This is a genomic window from Thalassobaculum salexigens DSM 19539 (assembly GCF_000423805.1).
GTDB classification, from domain to species: Bacteria; Pseudomonadota; Alphaproteobacteria; order Thalassobaculales; family Thalassobaculaceae; genus Thalassobaculum; species Thalassobaculum litoreum.
On record NZ_KE384093.1, the window covers coordinates 1,146,226 to 1,169,372 of the forward strand.

Genomic DNA, 23,147 nt, shown 5'->3' on the forward strand with positions numbered 1-23,147 from the left:
GAGGTGGTTTGGCCAGGGTGATCACGCCGCACCGCCTTCGCCGGACGGTCGGCGCAGCGGGAAGGGCAGCGGACCGGCGCCGCTCTCTTCGGCGGCGGCCTCGGGGCCGAGGATGTGGGCGATCTGGTCCGGCAGGGCCTGGGCCCAGTTGGTGATGCTGCCGGCCCCCAGGCAGACGATCATGTCGCCTCTGCCGCACAGGTCGACCGCCATGGCGGCGAGCTCGACCGGATCGGTCAGCGCCATGACCCGGCGATGGCCCCGCGACCGCAGGCCGGCGACCAGGGCGTCGCGACCGATGCCGTCGATCGGTGCCTCGCCGGCGGCATAGACGTCGGCCACGACCACCGCGTCGGCGTCGTTGAAGCAGGAGCAGAAATCCTCGAACAGGTCGCGCAGGCGGGTGTAGCGGTGCGGCTGCACGACCGCGACGACCCGGCCGTCGCCGGCTGCCGCCCGGGCGGCGGAGAGCACGGCGGCGATCTCGACCGGGTGGTGGCCGTAATCGTCGATCACCGTGATGCCGCCGGCCTCGCCGGTCTTGGTGAAGCGACGCTTCACGCCGGTGAAGGCTTCCAGTGCGGTGCGGACCTGTTCGTCCGGAATGCCCATCTCGGCGGCCACGGCGATGGCGGCCAGGGCGTTCTGGACGTTGTGGCGGCCGTACATCGGCAGCAGCAGGTTCTCGATCCGCCGGGCCTCGCCGTGGGCGCGGTCGGCGATGAGCGCGGTGAAGCGGGAGCCGGCGGCGGTGATATCCACGTCGATCCCGCGGATATCGGCCTGCGGGCCGAAGCCGTATGTCACGATGCGCCGGTCGGACACTCGTGGGATCAGCGCCTGCACCGTGGGGTGGTCCAGGCACATGGCGGCGAAGCCGTAGAACGGGATGTTCTGCACGAAGCTCTCGAACGCCCGCTGCAGGTTCTCGAACGAACCGTGGAAGTCCAGGTGCTCCGGGTCGATGTTGGTGACCACGGCGATGGTCGCCGGAAGCTTCACGAAGCTGCCGTCGCTCTCGTCGCTCTCCACCACCATCCAGTCGCTCTCGCCGAGGCGGGCGTTGGTGCCGTAGGCGTTGATGATGCCGCCGTTGATCACGGTCGGGTCCAGCCCGCCGCCGTCCAGCACCGCCGAGACCAGGGAAGTGGTCGTGGTCTTGCCGTGGGTGCCGGCGACCGCGATCGACCATTTCAGCCGCATCAGCTCGCCCAGCATCTCGGCGCGGTGGACGACCGGGATCATCCGCTCGCGGGCGGCGATCAGCTCGGGATTGTCCGGCTTGATCGCGGTGGAGATGACGACGATGGCCGCCTCGGCCACGTTCTCGGCGGTCTGGCCGATGAAGACGGGGATGCCGAGTTGCTTCAGGCGCTTGACGTTCGGGTTCTCGGCGATGTCGCTGCCCTGCACCTGGTAGCCCAGATTATGCAGGATCTCGGCGATGCCGCTCATGCCGATGCCGCCGATCCCGACGAAATGCAGGGTGCCGATGGTGAGGGGAATGGTTCTCATGCGGCGGCGCTCCGGGTCGCGGGGGCTTGGGTGGCGGCAGCGCCGGTTGCGGCGGTCTCGACCATGCCGGCGGTCGACAGGACCAGGGCCGCCAGATCCTCGACGGCGTCCGGCCGGCCATAGGCGCGGGCGGCAGCGGTCATGGCGGACAGCCGGTCGGTGTCGTCGAGCAGATCGGTGAGCAACTCAGCGAGGTGCGCGGGCGTAAGGTCGGCTTGCGGCAGAACGATGGCACCGTCCGCCGCCTCGATGGCGCGGGCGTTGGCGGTCTGGTGATCGTCGATCGCGCTGGGGTAGGGAACCAGCAGGGCCGGGCGTCCGGCGACGGTGTTCTCGGCGACGGTGGAGGCGCCGGAGCGGCAGATCAGCAGGTGGGCCGCGCGCAGACGCTCCGGCATGTCGTCGAAGAATCGGCGCACGTCGGCGGTCGCCCCCATGGCGGCATAGTCGGCGATCACCTGGTCGACCTCGGCCGGGCGGGCCTGCTGGGCGATGCGCAGGCGAGCGCGAAGGGCGTCGGGCAGCAGAGCGATGGCCGCCGGGATCAGCTCGGCGAAGACGGTGGCGCCCTGGCTGCCGCCGGTCACCAGGATCTCGCGGGGGCCTTTCTCGGTCAGCGGCGCCGGCCCCATGTCGCGCACGGCCTTGATCGCCTCGCGCACCGGGTTGCCGACCAGCACCACCTTGCGGCGGTCGCCCGCCGGGATCTTCTCCACCCGCTCGAAGCAGGTGGCGATGGCGGAGGCCTGCTTGGCCAGCATTCGGTTGGCCCGGCCGATCACCGCGTTCTGCTCATGCAGCACGACGGGAACGCCGCGTCCGCCGGCGGCGAGCACCGTCGGCACGCTGGCGTAGCCGCCGAAGCCGACGACGACGGCGGGGCGCAGCTCGCCCATCAGGCGGCGCGCGTCGAACCAGCCGAGCAGCAGCTTCGCGGCGCCTTTGATCTTCGGGACGATCCCGCGCCCGGCAATGCCGCCGGCACGGATCTTGTGGACCTCGATGCCTGCGGACGCATCGTCGAAGGCGCTGCCGCGGGTGTCGGTGACCAGCGCGACGCGATGACCGCGCGCGGCCAGCAGCTCGGCCAGGGCCTTGGCCGGAAACACGTGGCCGCCGGTGCCGCCGGAGGCGAGGACGATCGGACGGTTGCCATCTTGGAGAGTCGGGCTCATGCCAGCACCTCCCGATCGGTCCCGCGGCGGCGGGTCAGCGCGAGCGCCATGCCCATGGCGAAGGCGAGCGCGATCAGAGAGGAGCCGCCATAGCTGATGAACGGCAGGGTCATGCCCTTGGCCGGCATCAGGCTGACGGCCGAAGCCATGTGGATCAGCGCCTGCAGGGCGATCTGGGTCAGCAGGCCGGCGGCGGCGATCAGCACGAACAGGCTGGTCTCCGACAGCAGCTTGGCGTAGCCGCGCAGCACCACGAAGGCATAGAGCGTGATGATCAGCAGGCAGGCGAGTCCGCCGAACTCCTCGCCGGCGACCGAGAAGATGAAGTCGGCATGGGCGTCCGGCAGGTAGGCCTTGACCGTGCCTTCGCCGGGACCGGTCCCGAGCAGGCCGCCGTTCACGAAGGCCTCCAGGGAGCGGTCGACCTGATAGGTGTCGCCCGAGGCCGGGTCGAGGAAGCGGTGCACGCGGCTGGCGACGTGCGGGAACACCAGATAGGCGCCCATCGCACCGACCGCGCCCAGGCATGCAAGCCCGCCGACGAAGATCATCGGCAGGCCGGCGAGGAAGAACTGGCCAAACCAGATGACGCTGATCATCACGGTCATGCCGAAATCCGGCTGGGACAGCATCAGGACCACGAGCAGGGCGTAGAGGCCGATGGCGATCAGATGGCCGGGGAAGGCCGGGTCGCGGCGCCACTCGGCGAACATCCAGGCGGTCACCACGGCCATGAACGGCTTGGCGAACTCGCTGGGCTGCAGGGAGAAGCCGCCGATGCTGATCCAGCGGACCGCACCCTTGATCTCGGTGCCGATCACCGGGACCAGGGCAAGCAACACGATGGTGCCGGCGAGGCCGACGGTGGCGAGACGGCGGACCTGCTGCGGCGACAGCATGGACACCGCGATCATCACCGCGACGGCGACCGGCAGGATCAGGAACTGTCGGCGCACGAAATAGAAGCTGTCGACGCCGATGCGCTCGGCCACGGCCGGGCTGGCCGCCAGGATCAGCAGCGAGCCGATCAGCACGATCAGCAGGATCGCGCCCACGGTCCAGCGGTCGACGGTCCACCACCAGCGGCCGAGAACGGAACGGTCGGTGCGGGCGATGGCGCTCATGAGGCCCTCCGCTGCGCCGACGCGCCGTCATCGCCGTTACCGGTCAGGTCGTGGACCAGATCGCTGAACTGCTGGCCGCGGACCTCGAAGTTCGGGAACTGGTCCAAGCTGGCCGCCGCCGGGGAGAGCAGGACCGTCGCGCCGCGGATACCGTCGGCCTGGGCGTCGGCATGGGCCTGTCGCACGGCACTGTCCAGCGTGCGGCACAGCACGGTCGGGCAGGCGTCGCCGATCTGGCGCACGAAGGTGCCCGCGCTCTCACCGATCAGGTAGGCGCGTCTGACCCGGTTGAACAGCGGCGCGAGCGGCTCGACGCCGCCTTCCTTGGCGCGGCCGCCGGCGATCCAGTAGATCGTGTCGTAGCAGGCGAGCGCCCGGGCGGTGGCGTCGGCGTTGGTCGCCTTGCTGTCGTTCACATAGGTGACGGCGCCGGAGACCGCGACCCGTTCCTGGCGGTGGGCGAGGCCGGGGAAGCCGGTGATGGCGGCGGCGATGATGTCGCGGTTGAGACCCAGCGCCAGGCAGGCCGCGGCGGCGGCTGCGGCGTTCTGGGCGTTGTGCATGCCGGGCAGGGCCGGGGCGCGGTCGAGCTCCAGCATCCGACGCGGCTGGCCGGTACGGGCGTCGATCAGCACACCGTGATCGGCATAGACCCCGCCGACCACCTGTTCCTGTCCGGAAATCTCGATCAGCCGGTAGCCGTCGCGGCGCAGCTTCTCGGCGATTTCGTGGGACGGCTCGTCGTCGACCCCGACCACCGCCACCGAGCCCGGAAGCTGGTGGGCGAAGATCCGGCGCTTGGCGGCGATGTAGCCGGCCAGGTTGCCGTGGCGCTCGATATGGTCGGGCGTGATGTTCAGCCAGACGGCGACCGTCGGCGCCAGGGACGGGGTGATCTCCAGCTGGTAGGAGCTGAGTTCGAGCACCAGCACACCGTCGCGGCCCGGATCCTCGAACTCCAGTGCCGGTCGGCCCAGATTGCCGCCGACTTCAACCCTCAGCCCGGCCTCGGCCAGGATGTGGCCGATCAGGGCGGTGGTGGTCGACTTGCCGTTGGTGCCGGTGATGGCGACGACCCGGCGGTCCGGCAGGGCGCGCAGCAGCAGCTCCACATCGCCGATGATCGACAGGTCGCGTTTCTTCGCGTCGGCGGCGACGGGATGCGGCTCCGGATAGGTGTGCGGGATGCCGGGCGACAGGACCAGCGCGTCGACCTCTGCCAGCCCGCGGGCGGCGAGATCCACCAGTTCCACGCCGGCCATGCCGGTGACATGGCTGCGACCGGCCTCGGTGTCGTCCCAGGCGAGGACCTTCGCGCCGGCCCGGGCCAGCGCGCGTGCGGCCGCGGCCCCGGATTTGCCGAGGCCCATCACCGCGTAGGTTCTGTCTTTCGCGAAGTCGAGGCTCACCATGGCGCTACCTCAGCTTCAGCGTGGACAGGCCGACCAGCGCCAGGATGATGGCGATGATCCAGAACCGGATGACGATGGTCGGCTCCTGCCACCCCTTCTTCTCGAAGTGGTGGTGCAGCGGCGCCATGCGGAACACGCGCTTGCCGGTCAGCTTGAACGAGGCGACCTGGACGATGACCGAGACGGTCTCCAGCACGAACAGGCCGCCGACGATGGCCAGCACCAGCTCGTGCTTGGTGATGACGCTGATGGTGCCGAGCGCGCCGCCCAGGGACAGCGAGCCGGTGTCGCCCATGAACACCATGGCCGGCGGGGCGTTGAACCACAGGAAGCCGAGGCCGGCGCCGATCAGCGCGCCGCACACGACGGCCAGTTCGCCGGTGCCGGCGACGTGGTGGATCTGCAGGTAGTTGGCGAAGACCGCGTTGCCGACCAGGTAGGAGATCAGCGCGAACACGCCGCCGGCGATCATCACCGGCACGATCGCCAGCCCGTCGAGCCCGTCGGTCAGGTTCACCGCGTTCGACGCGCCGATCATCACGAACACCGCGAACGGGATGAAGAACCAGCTCAGGTTCAGCAGCAGGTCCTTGAAGAACGGCACCGCCAGGCTGAACGTCAGCGGCTCGTCGAAGGTCGAGGTGATGGCCAGGGCCGCCGCGGTCGCGATGGCGATCTGGAAGGCGAGCTTCAGCTTGCCAGGCAGGCCCTTGGTGTTCTTCTTGGTCAGCTTCAGCCAGTCGTCGGAGAAGCCGATCGCACCGAAGCCCAGGGTGACCATCAGGGTCGCCCAGACATAGGGGTTAGACAGGTTGGCCCAGAGCAGCGTGGAGACCACCAGCGCGATCAGGATCAGCAGGCCGCCCATGGTCGGCGTGCCCTTCTTGGTCAGCAGGTGGCTTTCCGGCCCGTCCTCGCGGATCGGCTGGCCATCGGCCTGCCGGCTCTTCAGCCAGCGGATCACCGCCGGACCGAGCACGAAGGCGAGGAAGAGCGCCGTCATCGTCGCCCCGCCGGTGCGGAAGGTCAGATAGCGGAACAGGTTGAAGGCCTGGAACTCGTCGGCGAAGGGAGCGAGGAGATTGTACAGCATGGCTCAGCGTCCCCCGGCCCGAATGCGCGAGGCCGGCGTGCCGGTCTCGTCCTTGCCGGCCGCTTCGAGGGCCGTGACAATCGCCTTCATGCCCATGGCGAGCGATCCTTTGATGAGCACCACGTCGCCATCCTTCACGTTGTCCGCGACCGCGTCGGCCAGGGCGCCGGCGGTCGGTGTCCACAGGGTCACGCGATCCGGGCCCAGCGCGTCGCGCAGATGGGCCATGGCATCGCCGCAGAGGTAGATCGCATCCGGCTGGGTAGCCTCGACGGCATCCTTCAGCCCGGCATGGGCGGTGGGCGCGGTCTCGCCCAGTTCGCGCATGTCGCCGAGCACCAGGATCCGGCGGGCGGCCCGGGTTCCGCCAAACACGGACAGCGCGGCGCGCACCGCCGGCGGGCTGGCGTTGTAGCTTTCGTCGATCAGCAGCGCGCTGCCGCCATCGGCTGTGGCCAGGGCGATCTGCCCGCCGCGGCCGCGCATGGCCGATACGGTGGCGAGACGCTCTAGGCAGGGGGCGATGTCGAGCTTCAGGGCGTGCAGAACCGCGACCACGCCGAGGCTGTTGAAACCCCAGTGCTGGCCGATGCCGCCGACGGTCCAGTGCATCTCCACACCGGCCACGGTCGCGGTGACCCGGGTGCCGTCGGTGCCGGGTTCGATCGCGAGGCCGCGGACGTCGCAGGTGGCGCCCTGGCCGAAGGTGGCGATGCGGTCCACGCCGAGCGTCCGGGCCCGGGCGCGGATCCGCTCGAAGCTGGCGTTATCGGCGTTCAGAACGGCGGCCCCGCCGGGCTCGAGGCCCTCCAGGATCTCCGCCTTGGCGTCGGCGATGCCGTCGATGCCGTCGAAGAACTCGATATGCACCGGCTCGACATTGGTGATGACCGTGGCGTGCGGCGCGACGAGACGGGTCAGCGGCCTGATCTCGTCGGCGTGGTTCATGCCGAGCTCGAACACCGCGAAGTCGCAATCCCGCGGCAGACGGGCCAGGGAAAGCGGTGCGCCGATATGGTTGTTCAGGTTGCCGACGCTCGCCACGGTCCTGCCATGGACGGCGAGGCAGGCGGCCAGCATTTCCTTCGTGCCGGTCTTGCCGACGCTGCCGGTCACCGCGACGATCCGGGCCTGGGAGCGCGCACGGGCGGCGCGGGCCAGATCCTCCAGCCCCTCGAGCACGTCCGTCACCACCAGGAGCGGCGCATCCTCCAGCCCTTCGGGCACGCGGGACACGAGGGCGGCGGCGGCACCGGCCTGCAGCGCGGCGGCGACATAGTCATGGCCGTCCACCCGCTCGCCGGGCAGGGCGACGAACATGTCGCCGGCCGCGATCTTGCGGCTGTCGATGGTCACGCCGCTGGCCGACCAGTCGGGGCCGTGGGCCTGGCCCTGGGTCGCCTCGACGGCGGCGTCGCGGGTCCAAAGCGCGGTCATGCGTCACCTGCCCGCACGGCAATCGCCTCGCGCGCCACGGTGGCGTCGTCGAACGGGTGTTTGACGCCCCGAATTTCCTGACCCTGCTCGTGGCCCTTGCCGGCGATCACCAGAACGTCGCCGGGACCGAGCCTCGCGACCGTCTCATGGATCGCCGCGCGGCGGTCGCCGATCTCCACTCCGCCCTTGCAGGCGGCCAGGGTGGCGGCACGGATCAGCGCCGGGTCCTCGGAGCGTGGATTGTCGTCGGTGACGATCGGCCGGTCGGCGTATTTGGCGACGGCGCTGCCCATCATCGGCCGCTTGCCGGGATCGCGGTCGCCGCCGCAGCCGAACACGCACCAGAGTTCGCCGTCCGTGTGCGGCCGCACCGCCTTCAGCACCGTCTCCAGCGCGTCCGAGGTGTGGGCGTAATCGACATAGACGGCGGCGCCGTTCTCCAGCACCGCGACCCGTTCCATGCGGCCGCGCACGCCGGTCAGGCGGGGCAGGGCCTCCAGCGCGAGCTGCATCGGGGTTCCGCTGCCGATCGCGAGGCCTAGGGCGGCGAGCGCGTTCCAGGCCTGGAAGTCGCCGACCAGCGCCAACTCGACCACGTGGGAGCGGCCGCCGACGGCGATCTCCAGCTCCTGGCCGGTGGGGCGGGCCCGGCGCTCGACCAGACGCAACTCGGCGCCGGGCCGCATGCCGTAGGACATCACCCGGTGCTGACGGCGTTCGGCCGCCTCGCGGAACTTGTCGAACTCCGCGGAATCCATGTTCAGCACGGCGGTGCCGCCCGGCGCCATGACCCGGTCGAACAGGCCGAGCTTGGCGGTGCGGTAGGCGTCCATGTCGCCGTGATAGTCGAGATGGTCGCGGGTCAGGTTGGTGAAGGCGGCCGCCTTGATCTCGACCCCGTCCAGGCGCGCCTGGTCCAGCCCGTGGCTGGACGCCTCCAGGGCGGCGTGATCGACGCTGACATCGGCCAGATCGTGCAGCACCTGATGCAGATGGATCGGATCCGGCGTGGTCAGGCTCGGGCCGGTGGTCTCGCCATCGACGGTCAGGCCCAGCGTGCCGATCGACGCGGCGGAATAGCCCGCACCGTTCCAGATCTGACGGGTGAACTCGGCCACCGAGGTCTTGCCGTTGGTGCCGGTCACGGCCACGACGGTTTCCGGCTGCGGGCCGTAGAAGCAGGCGGCCATGCGGGCGAGGCGGCGGCGCGGGTTGGCATCGCGCACCAGCCCGACCGCGCACTCGGCGATGTCGGGGGTGGTCAGCACGGCGGCAGCACCCTTGGCGACGGCATCGGCGATATAGGCGCGGCCGTCCAGCTTGGAGCCCGGCAGGGCGGCGAACAGGAAACCCGGGCGCACCTCGCGGCTGTCGGCGGTCAGGCCGACGATTTCCGGGTCTCCGGAAACCAGGACCGCCGGGGCCGCGCTCTGGGCGTTGATGAGATCAGAAAGACGCAAGTCGTTTACCTCCAGCATCAGGCAAATCGACCAGCAGATCGCGGCGAATCTCGGGCGCGTCCATGTCCACCGGCGCCACACCAAGGAGGGGGGCGGCGCGTTCGACGATGCGCTTGACGGCAGGGGCCGCGACCCAGCCGCCGGTGGCGTAGCCATGGCTGAACTTCTGGCCCTTCGGCTCGTCCACCATGATCAGGATGACGTATTTCGGGTCGTTCACCGGGAACGCGGCGACGAAGGACGACAGCAGCGACTTGCGGGCGTAACCGCGGCCGCCGCCAGCCTTTTCCGCCGTACCGGTCTTGCCGCCCACCAGGTAGCCCTCGGCGTCGGCGTTGCGGCCGGTGCCGTCCATGACGACGAGCCGCATCAGCTTGCGCATGACCTCGGAGGTGGACGGCTTCAGCACCTCCTCGCCCAGCACGCGGCCGGTGGTCTTCAGCAGGGTCGTCGGCCGCTTGATGCCACCATTGACCACAGTTGCCACGCCGGCGGCGAGGTGCATCGGGCTGACCGAGAGGCCGTGACCGAAGGAAATCGTCATGGTGTTGATCGGCCGCCAGGGCGAGGGCACCAGCGGGTACCCGCGCTCCGGCAACTCCAGCGACATGGGCTGCAGCATGCCCATGCGCCCCATGAACTCCTTCTGGCGCTCGGTGCCGACGTCCATCGCCATCTTCACCGAGCCGATATTGGAGGAGTACTTGAAGATCTCGGCCACCGAGAGCCAGCGGTTCTCGCCATGGAAGTCGTTGATGGTGAAGCGGGCGATCTTGATCGGCTTGCTGGCGTCGTAGCCGTCTCGCAGGGTCACCGTGCCGGCGTCCAGCGCCATGGCGGTGTTAAAGATCTTGAAGGTCGATCCCATCTCGTACACGCCGAGCGTGGCGCGGTTGAAGCGCTGATCGTCGCTCATCTCGGCGGCCATGTTCGGATCAAAGTCGGGCAGCGAGACCATGGCGACGGTCTCGCCGGTATCGACGTCGAGCACGATGCCGGTGCCGCCGATCGCCTCGAACAGGCTGATCTGATGAGCCAGTTCCTGGCGCACGATGTGCTGGATGCGCAGATCGATCGACAGGTGCAACGGCTCGCGGCCGTCGCGCAGCACGTCGTCGAAGGACCGCTCCACGCCGGAGATGCCGCGGTCGTCGATATCGGTGAAGCCGACCACATGGGCCATCAGCGAGCTCTGCGGATAGATCCGCTTCCACTCGTCCATGAAATGCAGCCCCGGAATGCCCAGCGCGTTCACCCGGTACTGTTCGTGCGGGGTCAGGCTGCGCTTCAGCCACACGAAGCGGCGGTTGGCCCGCAGCTTGGCCTCGACCTCGGGTACCGCCAGATCGGTCAGCACGGTGGTCAGCCGGCGCGCGGCACGGGCCGGATCCAAGACCTCGCTCGGGTCGGCGTAGAGCGACGGCGTGCGCAGGGACGTCGCCACCAGCAGGCCGTTGCGGTCGACGATATCGGCGCGGCCGGTCTGCAGCGCGGCGTCGGCGGCGGCGGTCGGCACCGTCGGCTCGTTGTGATCGCGCAGCGCCGACAGTTCGACCACGCGCCCGGCGACGGCGGTGAAGGCCAGCGTCAGCAGGCAGCCCGCGAGGATGAGACGGTTACGGCCGATTTCCAGCGCCTGCTTGGTCACGCCCTCCAGGCGCACCGACTTACCCGCTTGGATCTGGGGGAAGTCGGTCATCGGCGCACCTTCGCGGAGATGGTGATCGGACGCGGCAGCGGCGCCGGTGGCGCGAACGCCGGCAGGTCGTCGGTGGCGGCCGCGGCTTCGCGGATCCCAGCGGTCATCGTCCCAGCCTCTTCGAACGATGGCAGGCGGATCGGCAACTGCTCGATCCGGCCGAGGCGGGTGGTGTCCAGCGGCACCAGGTCGAGGTGGCGGCGGACCATCGCCTCCAGGTTGCTCGGCCGGTTCAGGTAGGACCACTCGGCCTCGAGCACGTGAACCGCTTCCTGGTTGGCAAGGATCTCGCGGTGCAGGGCGGCGAGCTTCTCCTCGCGGTCCTGGACCTCGTACTTGACCAGGAACAGGGCGACGCCGAGACAGGCGGCGACGAGGAACCAAAGGATCGTTACGCGACGCATCACGCTGCCTCCTGCCCGGTCCAGGCCGGGGCATCCGTGCGGTGACCGACCCGCAGACGGGCGGAGCGGGCGCGGGGGTTGCGCGCGATCTCCTCCTCGGAGGGAGCGATCGGACGCGTGCTGGTCAGGGTGAAGGTCGGCGCGCGCTCGGCACGCTTGCCGGCGATGGCGTCGGGGGTGTGGCGCGACGGGTTCGCGGTGCGGCCGGAGCGCTGGCGCAGGAAGGTCTTCACCCGCCGGTCCTCCAGCGAATGGAAAGACACCACCGCCAGCCGACCGCCCGGGGCGAGCAGCCGCTCGGCGGCGTCCAGGCCCTGGTCGAGCTCTTCCAGTTCCCTGTTCACGTGGATGCGCAGGGCCTGGAAGGTACGGGTGGCAGAATCGATATTGCCCCTGGAAGAGGAACCGGCCGGGGCGGACGGCACCACCCGGCGGACCAGCTCGGCAAGCTCGCCGGTCCGCCGGATGGGCGTCGTCGTCCGTGCCGTGACGATCGCTTTGGCGACGCGGCGGGCATACCGCTCCTCGCCGAGGTGGAAGATGATGTCGGCCAGTTCCTTCTCGCTCGCCTCGTTCACCACGTCGGCCGCCGTCGGACCGTCGCGCTCCATGCGCATGTCCAGCGGGCCGTCGAAGCGGAAGGAGAAGCCGCGCTCGGCCTCGTCGAGCTGGGGGGAGGAGACGCCGAGATCGAGGGTGACACCATCGACATTGGGGTAGCCGGCCGCGCGGGCCAGGCTGTCCATCTCGCCGAACCGGCCGTGCAGGGGGATGAGCCGGCTGCCGTTCGGCCCACCGTTTTCCGGCGCCAAGAAATCCTGGGCCAGGGTCTGGGCGCGGGCGATCGCGTCGGGGTCGCGATCGACGGCGAGAACGGTGCAATCGGCGGCCTCCAGGATCGCGCGGGTATAGCCGCCGACCCCGAAGGTGCCGTCGAGATGGCAGTCGCCGGCCTTGGGAGCGAGGGCAGTCACGACCTCGGCCAGCAGAACGGAGATGTGGAGGGAGCCAGTCATCGCCCGCCCCCGTCACTTGGTTTGACGATGCGCAGGGTCGCACCCTTGTCGCGGGCGCGCTGGCGGGCGGCGTTGCGGTGGGCGTCGAACGCGGCGGGCTCCCACACCTGGAAGCTCTTGCCGAGGCCGACGAACATCGCGGTCTCGCCCATGCCGGCGAAGTCGGCCAGATCCTTGGGCAGCATGATGCGGCCGTCGCCGTCGATGGTGAGGCGCACGCTGTCGGCCAGGATGGTCTGAAGGTTTTCCGCTTCCTCGGAGAACGCGTCGAGCGCGTCGATGGATTCGGCGATCTGTTCGATCCTTTCGTCCCCGCATCCTTCGAGGCAGGGGTGCTTGAACGATGGATACAGGATGACGCCGCCGGAGCGCTCCTGCTCGAGGGCGGCACGAAACGTCGCAGGAACCGAGACCCGGCCCTTCTTGTCGATCCTGTTCGCGAATGTGGACAGAAAAACCGCCACCCGTGCCCTCGCGTGCCGGCTGCCCGGCGTTATTCCCCTACGACCTTGCGGCCTCGACCTCCTTGCACCCGTGACCGGTTCCGAGCGTGTCCCCCGATACGGATCGGGCCGGTGAACGACGACGGGCGTGGAGCGCCCACCGTCATTCATGGGATATGATGGGATATCATGGGACATTATGGGGGTCAATGGGAACAGACCCGCACTCTTTGGGTTTTACAGGTGTTTTCCGGGTCCGGCTGGGCGTTCGTTCTGTGAAGCGAAGAAAAACCGTTAGGCGAGAAAGCAGAGGGTTTCGGCGCGATAAAAGGACGTTTCACGAATACTGTTCATGATATGTTCCATTTTGGGCTGGGCAGGCCCAAATGGGATGGCATGGGACACTCGCCTGGGACGGCATGGGGTCCGGCTGGGAAAAGCGAAAGGTTCAGACGGTCTGTAAGCCGGGTTCTGTCCCCCGGGACGAGCCCGGGGCGACGGCCATTCATCTGGGACGGTCGTTGCCGACCGCCTCGCGCGACCTACCCGGACGACGACGCGGGAACGCGTCCGCTGCCCTCTTTCGAGTCAGCCGGTCATCCCTATTCGGTCTTGCTCCCGGTGGGGTTTACCGTGCCGATCCCGTTACCGGTCTCGCGGTGCGCTCTTACCGCACCCTTTCACCCTTACCCCTTGGTCCTGGATCGAAATCCAGACGAAGGGGCGGTTTGCTTTCTGTGGCACTGTCCCTGGGGTCGCCCCCGCCGGGTGTTACCCGGCACCGTGTTCCCGTGGAGCCCGGACTTTCCTCCCACACCCTTGCGGGTGCCGGCGGCCGCCCGACCGTCTGAACGCGGCGAGAGGTAAGCCTCCCCCCGCGACGCGTCAAGCAAAGGCGGCGTCCGAACGATGGCAGATACGAAAACGCCCGCCGGTGAGGGCGGGCGTCTCCTGAACAGGATGCAGGGCCGGTGCGTCAGACGCAGACGGTCTCCAGCGGCGGGAAGCCGTTGAAGCCGACCGAGGAGTAGGTCGAGGTATACGCACCCGTCGCCAGGATCAGCACCTCGTCGCCCGCCCGCAGGGACATCGGCATGCCGTAGCCGGCCTTCTCGTACAGGATGTCGGCGCTGTCGCAGCTCGGGCCGGCCAGGATCACCGGACCGGTGGCACCGGTCAGCTCCGTCCCCTCGCGGGTGGCGGTCAGCCGGTACTTGATCGCCTCGTCCATGGTCTCGGCGAGACCGGAGAACTTGCCGATGTCGAGATAGATCCAGCGCTCGTCCTCGCCGGCGTCCTTCTTGGACACCAGGACGACCTCGGAGCGGATGACGCCCGCGTCGCCGACAAGGCCGCGGCCCGGCTCGGCGATGGTGGTGATGCCCATGCCGGCGAAGTGCTTCTCCAGGGCGGCCATGATGGCGTTGCCATAGGCGTCCGCCTCGGCGACGTCGTCACGGTAGCGGGCCGGGAAGCCGCCGCCGATATTCACCAGATCGAGCTCGATCCCGTCCTGCGCCAGCTCGGCGAACAGGGCGGCGGTCTCGGCCAGCGCGCCGTCCCACTGGGCCAGATCGCTCTGCTGCGAGCCCACATGGAAGGACACGCCCCGTGGGGTCAGGCCCATCTCGGCGGCCTTGCGGAGCAGGGTGGCGGCCATGGACGGGGTGCAGCCGAACTTCCGCGACAGCGGCCAGTCGGCCCCTTCGCCGGAGGTCAGGATACGGCAGAACACCTCGGCACCCGGCGCGCTGCGGGCGAGCTTCTCCAGCTCTTCCTCGGCGTCGAAGGCGAAGAGCGGCACGCCGACCGAATGGGCGAAGGCGATGTCGCGCTCTTTCTTGATGGTGTTGCCGAAGGACAGCCGGGAGGCGTCGACGCCGCGCGCCAGGCACAGCTCGATCTCGCCGCGGCTGGCCACGTCGAAGCGGCAGCCGAGAGCGGCCAGCCGGTCGACCACGCCATTGGCCGGGTTCGCCTTCACCGCGTAGTAGATCGCGGTCTCCGGCAGGGCCCGGGCCAGCGCCCGGTAGTTCCACTCGACGACCGACAGGTCGACGGCGAGGACCGGGTGCTCATGGGCGGTCGCCGCGAAATAGTCGCGGATCGCGTCCGTCACTTCGCCGCGCGGCGGTGTCGCGGCCGGCACAAGGCTCAGCAGCGGCTTTGACGCCGGAATCGGACGACGGGTATCGGTTGAGGTACGGAGACGGGCGCGCACGCCCGCTTCGGGTTGCAGCATCGTGGGGTTCCCCCTTCGCAACCGCCCACCTAAGGGACGGGGTTGTGAAAAGAGACGCCTCTCGTCGTTGCTTAACCGCTGTGGGGCCAGGGGCACGTGCGTTTGCGTCGGTGATCGGAACGTATGAACGAACGATCTGTTATGCAAACGGTTTTTCAGGTGGGGGGCACATTTCTGCTAGCTGTTGCAGCATGGCCGCTCCGCGTGGATCGTATGGCTGGCCCAGCGCCAGCGGCTCCCAGTGCCGGCGGAAGCCGTTGAGCGCCATGCGCGACACCGGGTCGTCGAAGGTCGGGGCGCCGGTACGGTAGCCGATGCGGGTCAGGGCGGCCACCGCGTCGGCCTCCGCCATCACCGCCGGAACCAGTCGGTCGGGGAACAGGCCGATGCCGCCGCGCGCCAGTCCGCGCCAGTCGAACAGGTGACCCGGATCGATCTTGCGACCAGGGGCCACGTCGCTGTGTCCCAGCACCCGGTGCGCGGGAATCCGGTGTCGGGCGATGATGTCCCGGCACAGGGCCATGACGGCGAGCATCTGCGCCTCGGGGAAGCGGCGGTAGCCGTGGCTGTGACCGGGGTTGGAGATCTCGATGCCGATGGAGCGCGAGTTGATGTCGGTCTCGCCCGTCCACCACGCGACGCCCGCGTGCCAGGCCCGGCGGTCCTCGTCGACCAGCCGCCAGACCCGGCCGTCCTCGCCGGCCACGTAGTGGGCGCTGACCTGGGCCGCCGGATCGCAGAGCAGGGTGACCGCGTCCTCCGCCCGCACCATGTCGGTGTAATGCAGCAGCAGCATGTCGACAGGGCCGCGGCGCTCGCCGTGATTCGGGGAGGGACGCTCGATCATGCTTCGGCGGAATCCGTCTTCGCCGCAACCTCTGCCGGCTTCTCCGGCGGGGTCAGGATCACGATCGCCACGCCGATCAGGGTCAGGGCGCCGCCGATGAACTTCTCCAGCGTCGCCGGCTCGCCGAGGATGAAGATCCCGGCGGCGACACCGAAGGTCGGGGCGAGCAGCGAAAGCGGCATGATCGTCGTCACGGGGTAGCGCTGGATCAGACGGTACCACAACCCGTAGCCGAATACCGTCACCGCCACCGCCATGTAGACGACCGAGGCCCAGCCCCAGAACCCGGCATCCAGCACCTCGCCCCAGCGGTCGCCCTCGATGACGGCGGAGCCCAGCAGGAGCTGCGGCACGGCGAGCAGCGCGATCCAGGCATTCAGGGTCATGGTGTCGATCTGGCCCAGCCGCTTGACCTGGATGGCCGACACCGCCCAGCACAGGGCCGCCAGGATCGTCAGAGACAGGTAGAACGGATCGGGCGCCTCATGGGGCGCGCCGGCGATCAGCACGATGCCGCCGATGGCGAGCGCGCCGCCCAGTGCCTTCCGCCAGCCGAGCCTGTCGCGGAAGATCAGGAAGGCGAGCAGGGCGGAGAACGGCACCTGGATCTGCACGGCGATGGCCGCGACCGAGGCGTCGATGCCGCTCAGCCCGGTGAACATCAGCGCGAAATGCAGAAAACCCAGGGTGAAGGAGATCGCCGCGACCTGGCGAAACTGGCCGTGCGGCCATTTCAGCCACGGGCTCAGCAGCAGCGCGGTAAGCGCATACCGCAGGGCAACGAGAAGCATGGGCGGCATTTCGCCAAGACCGAGCTTCGTGACCGCGAAATTGAGGCCCCACGCGATGTTGACCGCAACCGCGAGCAGGATGTCGATCGGCCTCACGGTGTTTGCGCTGCAGCAATGACTAGAAGCATGGGCCGAGTGATAGGGTCAACTTCCCGTGCCGTCCAGCGCTGTGATGGAAGCGGATCCGTGCCGCTACTGCGCCTTTGGAGCGGCCTTCTTCCTCTCCCTCTCCTTCACCTCGGAGGGAACCGGGGCTCGAGGAGAGGCGGGGGCCTCGATCGGCGCCGACACGATCACGGCCGGCGCGAAGTCGCGGCGCGCATCGGGGGCGGGGTCGGGCAGATTGCCTTGTGCCGCCATGAGTAACATGGCGAGGAAGGGCGATAGGGCTGCGCTCGAAAGCATGTCTGTGTCCATGGGTCAGAGATTTTGGCTCAGAACGTGCCGCGGCGCCGGATTCCGTCGCTGCTCGGCAAGTTTCGTCCCAGGAGTGATGCTGTCTTTCACCCATAAATGTGGCGGTTTCGTGAAGAGCCGGGTGTTCCCGGCCGTTTTGCGCCGGGTTGACCTTCCCGTTACTGGAAGCGACAGGCTATGCCCGAACGCTGTGGTGTGCTTGCGGGTGGACGGAGGGGTGATGTCGGGAAGAACGGTGGTTCTGGCGGTCAGTGTGCTTCTCCTCATGGTGGCCGTCGGTGTGCTTCTGCTGACCGGTCCGGGGGAGGATGACGGCGGCGCCATCCGCCTGGACCCGACAGACCCCGTGCTGGTCGCCGACGGACGGCGGATCTATCGCGAGGCCTGTGCCGCCTGTCATGGCGCCGCGCTGGAAGGTCAGCCCAACTGGCAGCAGCGCCGCGCCGATGGCCGGTTGCCGGCGCCGCCGCACGATCCGAGCGGTCATACGTGGCACCACCCGGACGGCGTGCTTTTCGCGCTGACGAAGCAGGGCCCGGCGGCATTGATGAAGGACCCCGCCTATGCCACGGACATGCCGGGATTTGCAGACGTCCTGAGCGACCGGGACATCCTGGCGGTGCTGTCCTATATCAAGAGCACATGGCCGGCGGAGATCCGTGCGCGCCATGATGCGATCAACGCCCGCGCCGCCGGCGGATGACCGGTGCCGGTCGGGTTCGGCTCAGTCCTGTCAGAGGAGCGGTCCCATGCGCCGATCTCCACTATTCGCCGCCTCCGCCGGTCTCTGCGTGTTGTTTGCCGCGGCCCTGGTGCCGGCGCCTTCCGTGCAGGCTCATGACGGAGCGACCGGGATCTTCAAGCAGCGCATGGACCTGATGAAGGCGCTCGGCGACGACGCGAAGCGGCTGGCCCGGATGTTCAAGGGCGAGACGTCCTACGACCCCGAGGCGATCTCGGCCGTGGCCGCGCGGATCGAGCGTCGGGCGGGCGGAGACATGCTCGAGCTGTTTCCGGAGGGGTCGAGCGGCCATCCGAGCGAGGCGAAGCAGGATATCTGGCGCCACTGGCCGGAGTTCGAGGCCAAGGCCGATGAGCTTGCAACCCGGGCCTCGGTGCTGGCGGCGGTGGCCGACGCGGGCAAGGGGGACGCAAGGGCCGCCTTCGGCCGGCTCGCCGGCACCCGCAAGGCCTGCCACCAGGACTTCAAGGAGGACTGAGGCCCGCTCTGAGCGTGGCGGTCAGGACCCGGCCAATTCCTCCTTCAGCGCCTCCAGTTCCAGCCAGCGGTCCTCCGCGGCGGCCAGTTCCTCCTGAGCGGCGACCATCCGGGCGCTCTTGGTCTGGAAGGTCTTCGGGTCACGGCTGAACAGGTCGGCATCGGCCAGTTCCTCGCCGAGCCGGACGATCTCCGCCTCCAGCTTGGCGATGCGCTCCGGCAGGAGCTCCAGTTCGCGTCCATCCTTGTAGGACATCTTGGTGCTGCGGGTGCGCGGCTTCTCGGCGGCCGGCTTCGCCTTTGCGGTCTTGGTGGAGGTGGTCTCGGCCGGCTTCTCCGTGCGTCGGCGCTCGGCCAGGTAGTCCTGGTAACCGCCGACATATTCCCGGATCCGGCCCCCGCCCTCCACCGCGATGATCGAGGTGACCGTCCGGTCGAGAAAATCGCGGTCGTGGCTGACCAGCAGGACGGTACCGTCGTAGTCGGAGACCTCCTCCTGCAAAAGGTCGAGGGTCTCCACGTCCAGGTCGTTGGTCGGCTCGTCCAGGATCATCAGGTTGTGCGACTGGGCGAACAGCTTGGCCAGCAGCAGTCGGTTGCGCTCGCCGCCGGACAGGGTCGCAACCTTGGCTGTCGCCTGCCGGTCGGCGAACAGGAAATCGCGCAGGTAAGACACCACGTGCTTCTTCTTGCCGTGGATCTCCACGCTGTCGCCGCCGCCCGGGCACAGGGTCGACCACAGGGTGTCCGCCGGGTTGAGCTGCTCGCGCTTCTGGTCGAAATAGATGGTCTCGACGCCGAAACCGGTCTTCACCCTTCCGCTGTCCGGCTCCTCCTGGCCCAGCAGCATGCGCAGCAGGGTCGTCTTGCCGGCGCCGTTCGGGCCGATGATGCCGATCCGGTCCTTGCGCCGCACGGTGAACGACACGTCGTCGGCGACCGACTTCTCCACGCCGCGCTCGTCGGTGAAGCGCTTGGTGAGGTTGATCGCCTCCATCACCAGACTGCCGCTGCGGCTGGCCTCGCCGGCGTCGATCTTCATGCCTTCCGGCCGCTTGACCCGCTCGGCCCGCTCCTGGCGCAGGTCGAGCAGGCCGCGCACCCGGCCCATGTTGCGCTTACGCCGGGCCGTGAGCCCTTCGCGTAGCCAGCGGGTCTCCTCGGCGATCTGCCGGTTCAGCTTGTGCGCCTGCACCTCCTCGTCGGCGATGAGCTTCTCCGCCCAGTCGGGAAAGGCGTCGATGCCCTCGTTCAGCCGATGCAACTGGCCGCGCTCCAACCACAGGGTGCGGTTGGCCAGACGGCGCAGGAAGGCGCGGTCGTGGCTGATGATCAGCAGGCCCGCCTCCAGCCCCTCCAGCATGTCCTCCAGCCACTCGATGGTCGGCAGATCCAGATGGTTGGTCGGCTCGTCGAGCAGCAGGACATCGGGCTCGGAGACCAGCGCCCGGGCCAGCGCGCCGCGCCTTGCCTCACCGCCGGACAGCCCACCCATGGTCCGACCGCCGTCCAGCGACAGGCCGGAAATCGCGGCTTCCACCAGATGGTCGCGCGGCGCGTTGTCCGACGACGGCGGCAGGCCGCCCTCGACATATTCGAAAACGGTCATATCGCGCGGCGGGCGAGGGTCCTGCGGCAGATAGACGACACGGGCGCCCGGCTTGACGAACCGGTCGCCGCTGTCGACGTCGATCTCGGCGGCCAGCGCCTTCATCAACGTCGACTTGCCAGACCCGTTGCGGCCGACCAGGCAGATCCGGTCGCCCTTCGCCACCGGAAGGTCGATGCCGGAGAACAGCGGGTTTCCGCCGAAGCCGAGACCCGCCCCACGCAGGGCGACGGCCGGAGGGGCCGCACGGTCGGTCGCAGTTGCCATCGATCAGGCTTTCATCTGGTCAGGTCAGGAGATGTTCCGGGCCTTCTTGATCCGATCCCAGGCACCGTTCAAGGCCGCCATACGCCCGGTCGCCTTGGAGATCAACTCATCCGGCAGGCCCTGGGCGATCAGGCGGTCCGGGTGGTGCTCGCGGATCAGCCGGCGATACGCCGCTCGGATCTCCTCGTCCGAGGCGGCATGGTCGACGCCGAGCACCGAATAGGGGTCGTCGCCGTTGTCGCCGACATAGATCGTCCGCAGCCGGTCGAAGGCGACGTCGTTGAAGCCGAAGATCTCGGCGACCCGGCGCAGGTAGATCTCCTCGTTCTCATGGATCACGCCGTCGGCCCGGGCGATATGGAACAGGCTGCCGATCAGCTCCTCCAGGACGGGGGAGCCGGGATTGAACAGCCGGGCGATCTGGTGGGCATACGCTTCGAAGCCGTCGCTGGTCTGCCGCGCCATGTCCCAGACGCGGCCGACATTCTTGATCTCCTCGGGCGGCACGCTGAACACGTCGCGGAAAGCGGAGATCTCGTCCCGGGTGACCACGCCGTCGGCCTTCGCCATCTTGGCGCCGAGGGCGATCACGCCGATGGTGAAGGCGATCTTCTTGGTCGCCGCCTCCTCGTCGATGGTCTGGTCGTCGGCATAGCGGTCGATGGCATGGCCGCCGACCACGCCCAGGAGCGCGCCGATCGGTCCGCCGATCGCGAAACCGGCGGCACCTCCGATGATCTTTCCCCAGATGCTCACGCCGTCCCCGACCCGTAAATTTGCTTTTGGTAAGGCGGCGGGAGTTTGGCGTCCGCGCTTCCAGGGGTCAACGCCGACGGTGGCGGGGCGGTTCCATTCCCGGAGCGGTCAACGGCTGCCGGTCTTGTGGGCGAAATATTCGACGATCGCCTGCTTCTTATGTTTGTCGATCCGGTGGAACTGGGCGGCGAGCTTGTCTCCGGCCGCCCGGACCACGACGGCCTCGGCGTTGAAGACGATGACCCGGCTGTCGTCACGGACCTCGACGGTCATCTTGAACTTCTGTCCCTTGATCAGCCGGCCGTCATGGCCGGAGATCAGGATGCCGGACTGGCTCCAGTTCTCGAGCGCGAATTTGCTGCTGTCGATGGTCACCGTGCCGATCGCGGCCACCCGGGGGGCAACCCGGCGGTCGCTGTCACCGGAGAAGACGGATTTGATCGCAGACCACATGAGATCACTTCCTGATAGTCCATTGAGGCCGATGGCCCGTTGCGCGAGTGGATTTCGGGCGCATTCTGCGCGCCGGTGACTGAAGATTTGGTAAACTTCCGGTCACCAATGCGGATATTCGGTTGTGGGCCGCGTTCTTGATCTACCTGTCGTTGCCTGTGTCGAGCGGCCGGCGGATCGCCGAAGTACTGCAGAGCGGCCGGGCCCGATATGCGATGCTTGGTCGCTGGCCGCGGCGGAAGTAAGAAGGTGCTGCCGCCTTGTTCCCGCGCGCCGCAATCATTAGCGTCGTCGGTCCAGTCCGTAGAGTTGAGTCACTCGGGCCGTTCCGGTCCCGAAAAGGAGTTGAAGACCATGCAGGTCGATGTCCAGCCGTCCAACGCCACCGCCCGTGACGCCGCCATGGCCGAACTGGCCGCCACGTTCGGGGCCGAGCGGATCGTGACCGGCAAGGACATCCGCAACCGCCACGGCACGGACGAGAGCTACCACCCGACCGTCGCGCCGGATGCCGTCTTCTTCGCCCGCAGCACCGAAGAGGTGTCCCAGGCGGTGACGATCTGCGCCAAGCACAAGTGGCCGGTCATTCCGTTCGGCGTCGGTACCTCGCTGGAAGGCGGCGTGGCTGCCCTGCGCGGCGGTCTGTCGGTCGACGTCTCCGAGATGAACAAGATCCTGGCGGTGAACGCCGATGACCTGGACGTCCGCGTGCAGGCCGGCGTGACCCGCAAGCAGCTCAACGAGTATCTGCGCGACACCGGCCTGATGTTCCCGATCGATCCGGGGGCCGACGCCTCCATCGGCGGCATGTGCGCCACCCGTGCGTCCGGCACCAACGCCGTGCGCTACGGCACCATGCGCGACAACGTGCTGAGCCTGACCGTGGTCATGGCCGACGGCCGGGTGGTCAAGACCGCGCGCCGGGCCAAGAAGTCGGCGGCCGGCTACGACCTGACCCGCCTGTTCGTCGGCTCGGAGGGCACGCTCGGCGTCATCACCGAGATCCAGCTCAAGGTCTACGGCATCCCCGAGGCGATCTCCTCGGCCGTCGTCCAGTTCGACGACCTGGAGAGTGCGGTAAGCACCTGCGTGCTGACCATCCAGTCCGGCGTACCGGTCGCCCGCATGGAGTTGCTCGACGACAGCCAGATGGGGGCCTGCATCGCCTACTCCAAGCTGGAGGGCTACACCGCCCGGCCGACCCTGTTCTTCGAGTTCCACGGCTCGGAGACCGGCGTGGTCGAGCAGGCCGAGACCGTCCAGGGCATCGCCGCCGAGTTCGGCGGGACCGACTTCAAATGGGCGACCAAGGCGGAAGACCGCAACAAGCTGTGGGAAGCGCGGCACAACGCGTTCTACGCCGCCCTGGCCCTGCGTCCGGGGGCCAAGGGCTGGCCGACCGACGTCTGCGTGCCGATCTCGCGGCTGGCCGAATGCATCACGGAGACCAAGAAGGATCTGGCCGAGACCGGCCTGCTGGCGCCGCTGGTCGGCCATGTGGGCGACGGCAACTTCCACCTGGTCTATGTGATCGATCCGGAGAGCCAGGAGGAGATGCGCCTGGCCAAGGAGCACAGCGACCGCATGGTGCTGCGCGCCCTGTCCATGGACGGCACCTGCACCGGCGAGCACGGGGTCGGCTACGGCAAGATGGAGTTCCTGGCCGCCGAACTGCCGGAAGCCATCCCGGTGATGCGCGCGGTCAAGCAGGCGCTGGACCCGGACAACATCATGAATCCGGGCAAGCTGTTCCGGATGAACTGAGGGG

20 protein-coding genes and 1 other RNA gene are annotated in these 23,147 nt (G+C 68.6%); 3 read left to right on the forward strand and 18 right to left on the reverse strand.

Annotated features, from left to right (window positions below):
• Positions 1 to 21 precede the first annotated feature (21 nt).
• From murC to G578_RS0109815, 15 genes are all read right to left on the reverse strand, one after another.
• Positions 22 to 1,515 (reverse strand): UDP-N-acetylmuramate--L-alanine ligase, encoded by a 1,494-nt coding sequence (murC, locus tag G578_RS25640; RefSeq protein ID WP_051244477.1) that lies wholly within the window; start codon positions 1,513 to 1,515, stop codon positions 22 to 24.
• Positions 1,512 to 2,690 (reverse strand): undecaprenyldiphospho-muramoylpentapeptide beta-N-acetylglucosaminyltransferase, encoded by a 1,179-nt coding sequence (murG, locus tag G578_RS0109755; RefSeq protein WP_028794077.1) that lies wholly within the window; start codon positions 2,688 to 2,690, stop codon positions 1,512 to 1,514. The genes murC and murG overlap by 4 nt, the downstream gene beginning before the upstream one ends.
• Positions 2,687 to 3,814: an FtsW/RodA/SpoVE family cell cycle protein gene (locus G578_RS0109760; protein WP_028794078.1), complete on the reverse strand. Its 1,128-nt coding sequence runs from the start codon at positions 3,812 to 3,814 to the stop codon at positions 2,687 to 2,689. Before G578_RS0109760 ends, murG begins: the two co-directional genes overlap by 4 nt.
• The gene (gene murD, locus G578_RS0109765; RefSeq protein ID WP_028794079.1) at positions 3,811 to 5,226 is read right to left on the reverse strand and encodes a UDP-N-acetylmuramoyl-L-alanine--D-glutamate ligase; all 1,416 of its coding nucleotides are present in this window, start codon (positions 5,224 to 5,226) and stop codon (positions 3,811 to 3,813) included. The genes G578_RS0109760 and murD overlap by 4 nt, the downstream gene beginning before the upstream one ends.
• Before the next feature lie 4 nt (positions 5,227 to 5,230).
• A complete protein-coding gene (mraY, locus tag G578_RS0109770; RefSeq protein ID WP_028794080.1) occupies positions 5,231 to 6,319 on the reverse strand; it encodes a phospho-N-acetylmuramoyl-pentapeptide-transferase in 1,089 nt (362 codons plus the stop codon).
• Between the two features lie 3 nt (positions 6,320 to 6,322).
• On the reverse strand, positions 6,323 to 7,756 hold the full coding sequence (locus tag G578_RS0109775) for a UDP-N-acetylmuramoyl-tripeptide--D-alanyl-D-alanine ligase (protein ID WP_028794081.1): 1,434 nt from the start codon (positions 7,754 to 7,756) through the stop codon (positions 6,323 to 6,325).
• Positions 7,753 to 9,216, reverse strand: coding sequence for a UDP-N-acetylmuramoyl-L-alanyl-D-glutamate--2,6-diaminopimelate ligase (locus tag G578_RS0109780; RefSeq protein WP_038013966.1), 1,464 nt, complete (start codon positions 9,214 to 9,216; stop codon positions 7,753 to 7,755). The genes G578_RS0109775 and G578_RS0109780 overlap by 4 nt, the downstream gene beginning before the upstream one ends.
• A complete protein-coding gene (locus G578_RS0109785) occupies positions 9,203 to 10,915 on the reverse strand; it encodes a peptidoglycan D,D-transpeptidase FtsI family protein (protein ID WP_028794083.1) in 1,713 nt (570 codons plus the stop codon). The genes G578_RS0109780 and G578_RS0109785 overlap by 14 nt, the downstream gene beginning before the upstream one ends.
• Positions 10,912 to 11,319, reverse strand: coding sequence for a cell division protein FtsL (gene ftsL / locus G578_RS28325; protein ID WP_051244481.1), 408 nt, complete (start codon positions 11,317 to 11,319; stop codon positions 10,912 to 10,914). The genes G578_RS0109785 and ftsL overlap by 4 nt, the downstream gene beginning before the upstream one ends.
• Entirely contained in the window at positions 11,319 to 12,335 is a 1,017-nt protein-coding gene (gene rsmH, locus G578_RS0109795) for a 16S rRNA (cytosine(1402)-N(4))-methyltransferase RsmH (protein ID WP_028794084.1), read from the reverse strand. Before rsmH ends, ftsL begins: the two co-directional genes overlap by 1 nt.
• Positions 12,332 to 12,799, reverse strand: coding sequence for a division/cell wall cluster transcriptional repressor MraZ (gene mraZ / locus G578_RS0109800; protein ID WP_028794085.1), 468 nt, complete (start codon positions 12,797 to 12,799; stop codon positions 12,332 to 12,334). The genes rsmH and mraZ overlap by 4 nt, the downstream gene beginning before the upstream one ends.
• A gap of 423 nt (positions 12,800 to 13,222) precedes the next feature.
• Positions 13,223 to 13,629, reverse strand: an RNA gene (rnpB, locus tag G578_RS28530) — RNase P RNA component class A.
• 125 nt (positions 13,630 to 13,754) lie between these two features.
• The gene (locus G578_RS0109805; RefSeq protein ID WP_028794086.1) at positions 13,755 to 14,897 is read right to left on the reverse strand and encodes a type III PLP-dependent enzyme; all 1,143 of its coding nucleotides are present in this window, start codon (positions 14,895 to 14,897) and stop codon (positions 13,755 to 13,757) included.
• 262 nt (positions 14,898 to 15,159) lie between these two features.
• On the reverse strand, positions 15,160 to 15,867 hold the full coding sequence (locus G578_RS25650) for an N-acetylmuramoyl-L-alanine amidase (RefSeq protein ID WP_051244484.1): 708 nt from the start codon (positions 15,865 to 15,867) through the stop codon (positions 15,160 to 15,162).
• Complete coding sequence (locus tag G578_RS0109815; RefSeq protein WP_028794087.1) at positions 15,864 to 16,754, reverse strand: DMT family transporter; 891 nt, start codon at positions 16,752 to 16,754, stop codon at positions 15,864 to 15,866. Before G578_RS0109815 ends, G578_RS25650 begins: the two co-directional genes overlap by 4 nt.
• Before the next feature lie 556 nt (positions 16,755 to 17,310).
• On the opposite strand from G578_RS0109815, the gene G578_RS0109825 reads away from it, so the two are divergent.
• Together G578_RS0109825 and G578_RS25655 are read left to right on the forward strand one after the other, a co-directional pair.
• Positions 17,311 to 17,778 (forward strand): c-type cytochrome, encoded by a 468-nt coding sequence (locus G578_RS0109825; protein ID WP_245565586.1) that lies wholly within the window; start codon positions 17,311 to 17,313, stop codon positions 17,776 to 17,778.
• Between the two features lie 46 nt (positions 17,779 to 17,824).
• On the forward strand, positions 17,825 to 18,295 hold the full coding sequence (locus G578_RS25655; protein WP_051244486.1) for a c-type cytochrome: 471 nt from the start codon (positions 17,825 to 17,827) through the stop codon (positions 18,293 to 18,295).
• A 21-nt stretch (positions 18,296 to 18,316) separates the two neighbouring features.
• Here the strand turns inward: G578_RS25655 and G578_RS0109835 are convergent, their stop codons facing one another.
• The 3 genes from G578_RS0109835 to G578_RS0109845 form a co-directional block, all read right to left on the reverse strand.
• Positions 18,317 to 20,170, reverse strand: coding sequence for an ATP-binding cassette domain-containing protein (locus tag G578_RS0109835; RefSeq protein WP_028794090.1), 1,854 nt, complete (start codon positions 20,168 to 20,170; stop codon positions 18,317 to 18,319).
• 24 nt (positions 20,171 to 20,194) lie between these two features.
• A complete protein-coding gene (locus G578_RS0109840) occupies positions 20,195 to 20,926 on the reverse strand; it encodes a TerB family tellurite resistance protein (protein WP_028794091.1) in 732 nt (243 codons plus the stop codon).
• A 108-nt stretch (positions 20,927 to 21,034) separates the two neighbouring features.
• Positions 21,035 to 21,379: a PilZ domain-containing protein gene (locus G578_RS0109845; RefSeq protein ID WP_028794092.1), complete on the reverse strand. Its 345-nt coding sequence runs from the start codon at positions 21,377 to 21,379 to the stop codon at positions 21,035 to 21,037.
• Between the two features lie 354 nt (positions 21,380 to 21,733).
• On the opposite strand from G578_RS0109845, the gene G578_RS0109850 reads away from it, so the two are divergent.
• Entirely contained in the window at positions 21,734 to 23,143 is a 1,410-nt protein-coding gene (locus tag G578_RS0109850; protein ID WP_028794093.1) for an FAD-binding oxidoreductase, read from the forward strand.
• Positions 23,144 to 23,147 lie beyond the last annotated feature (4 nt).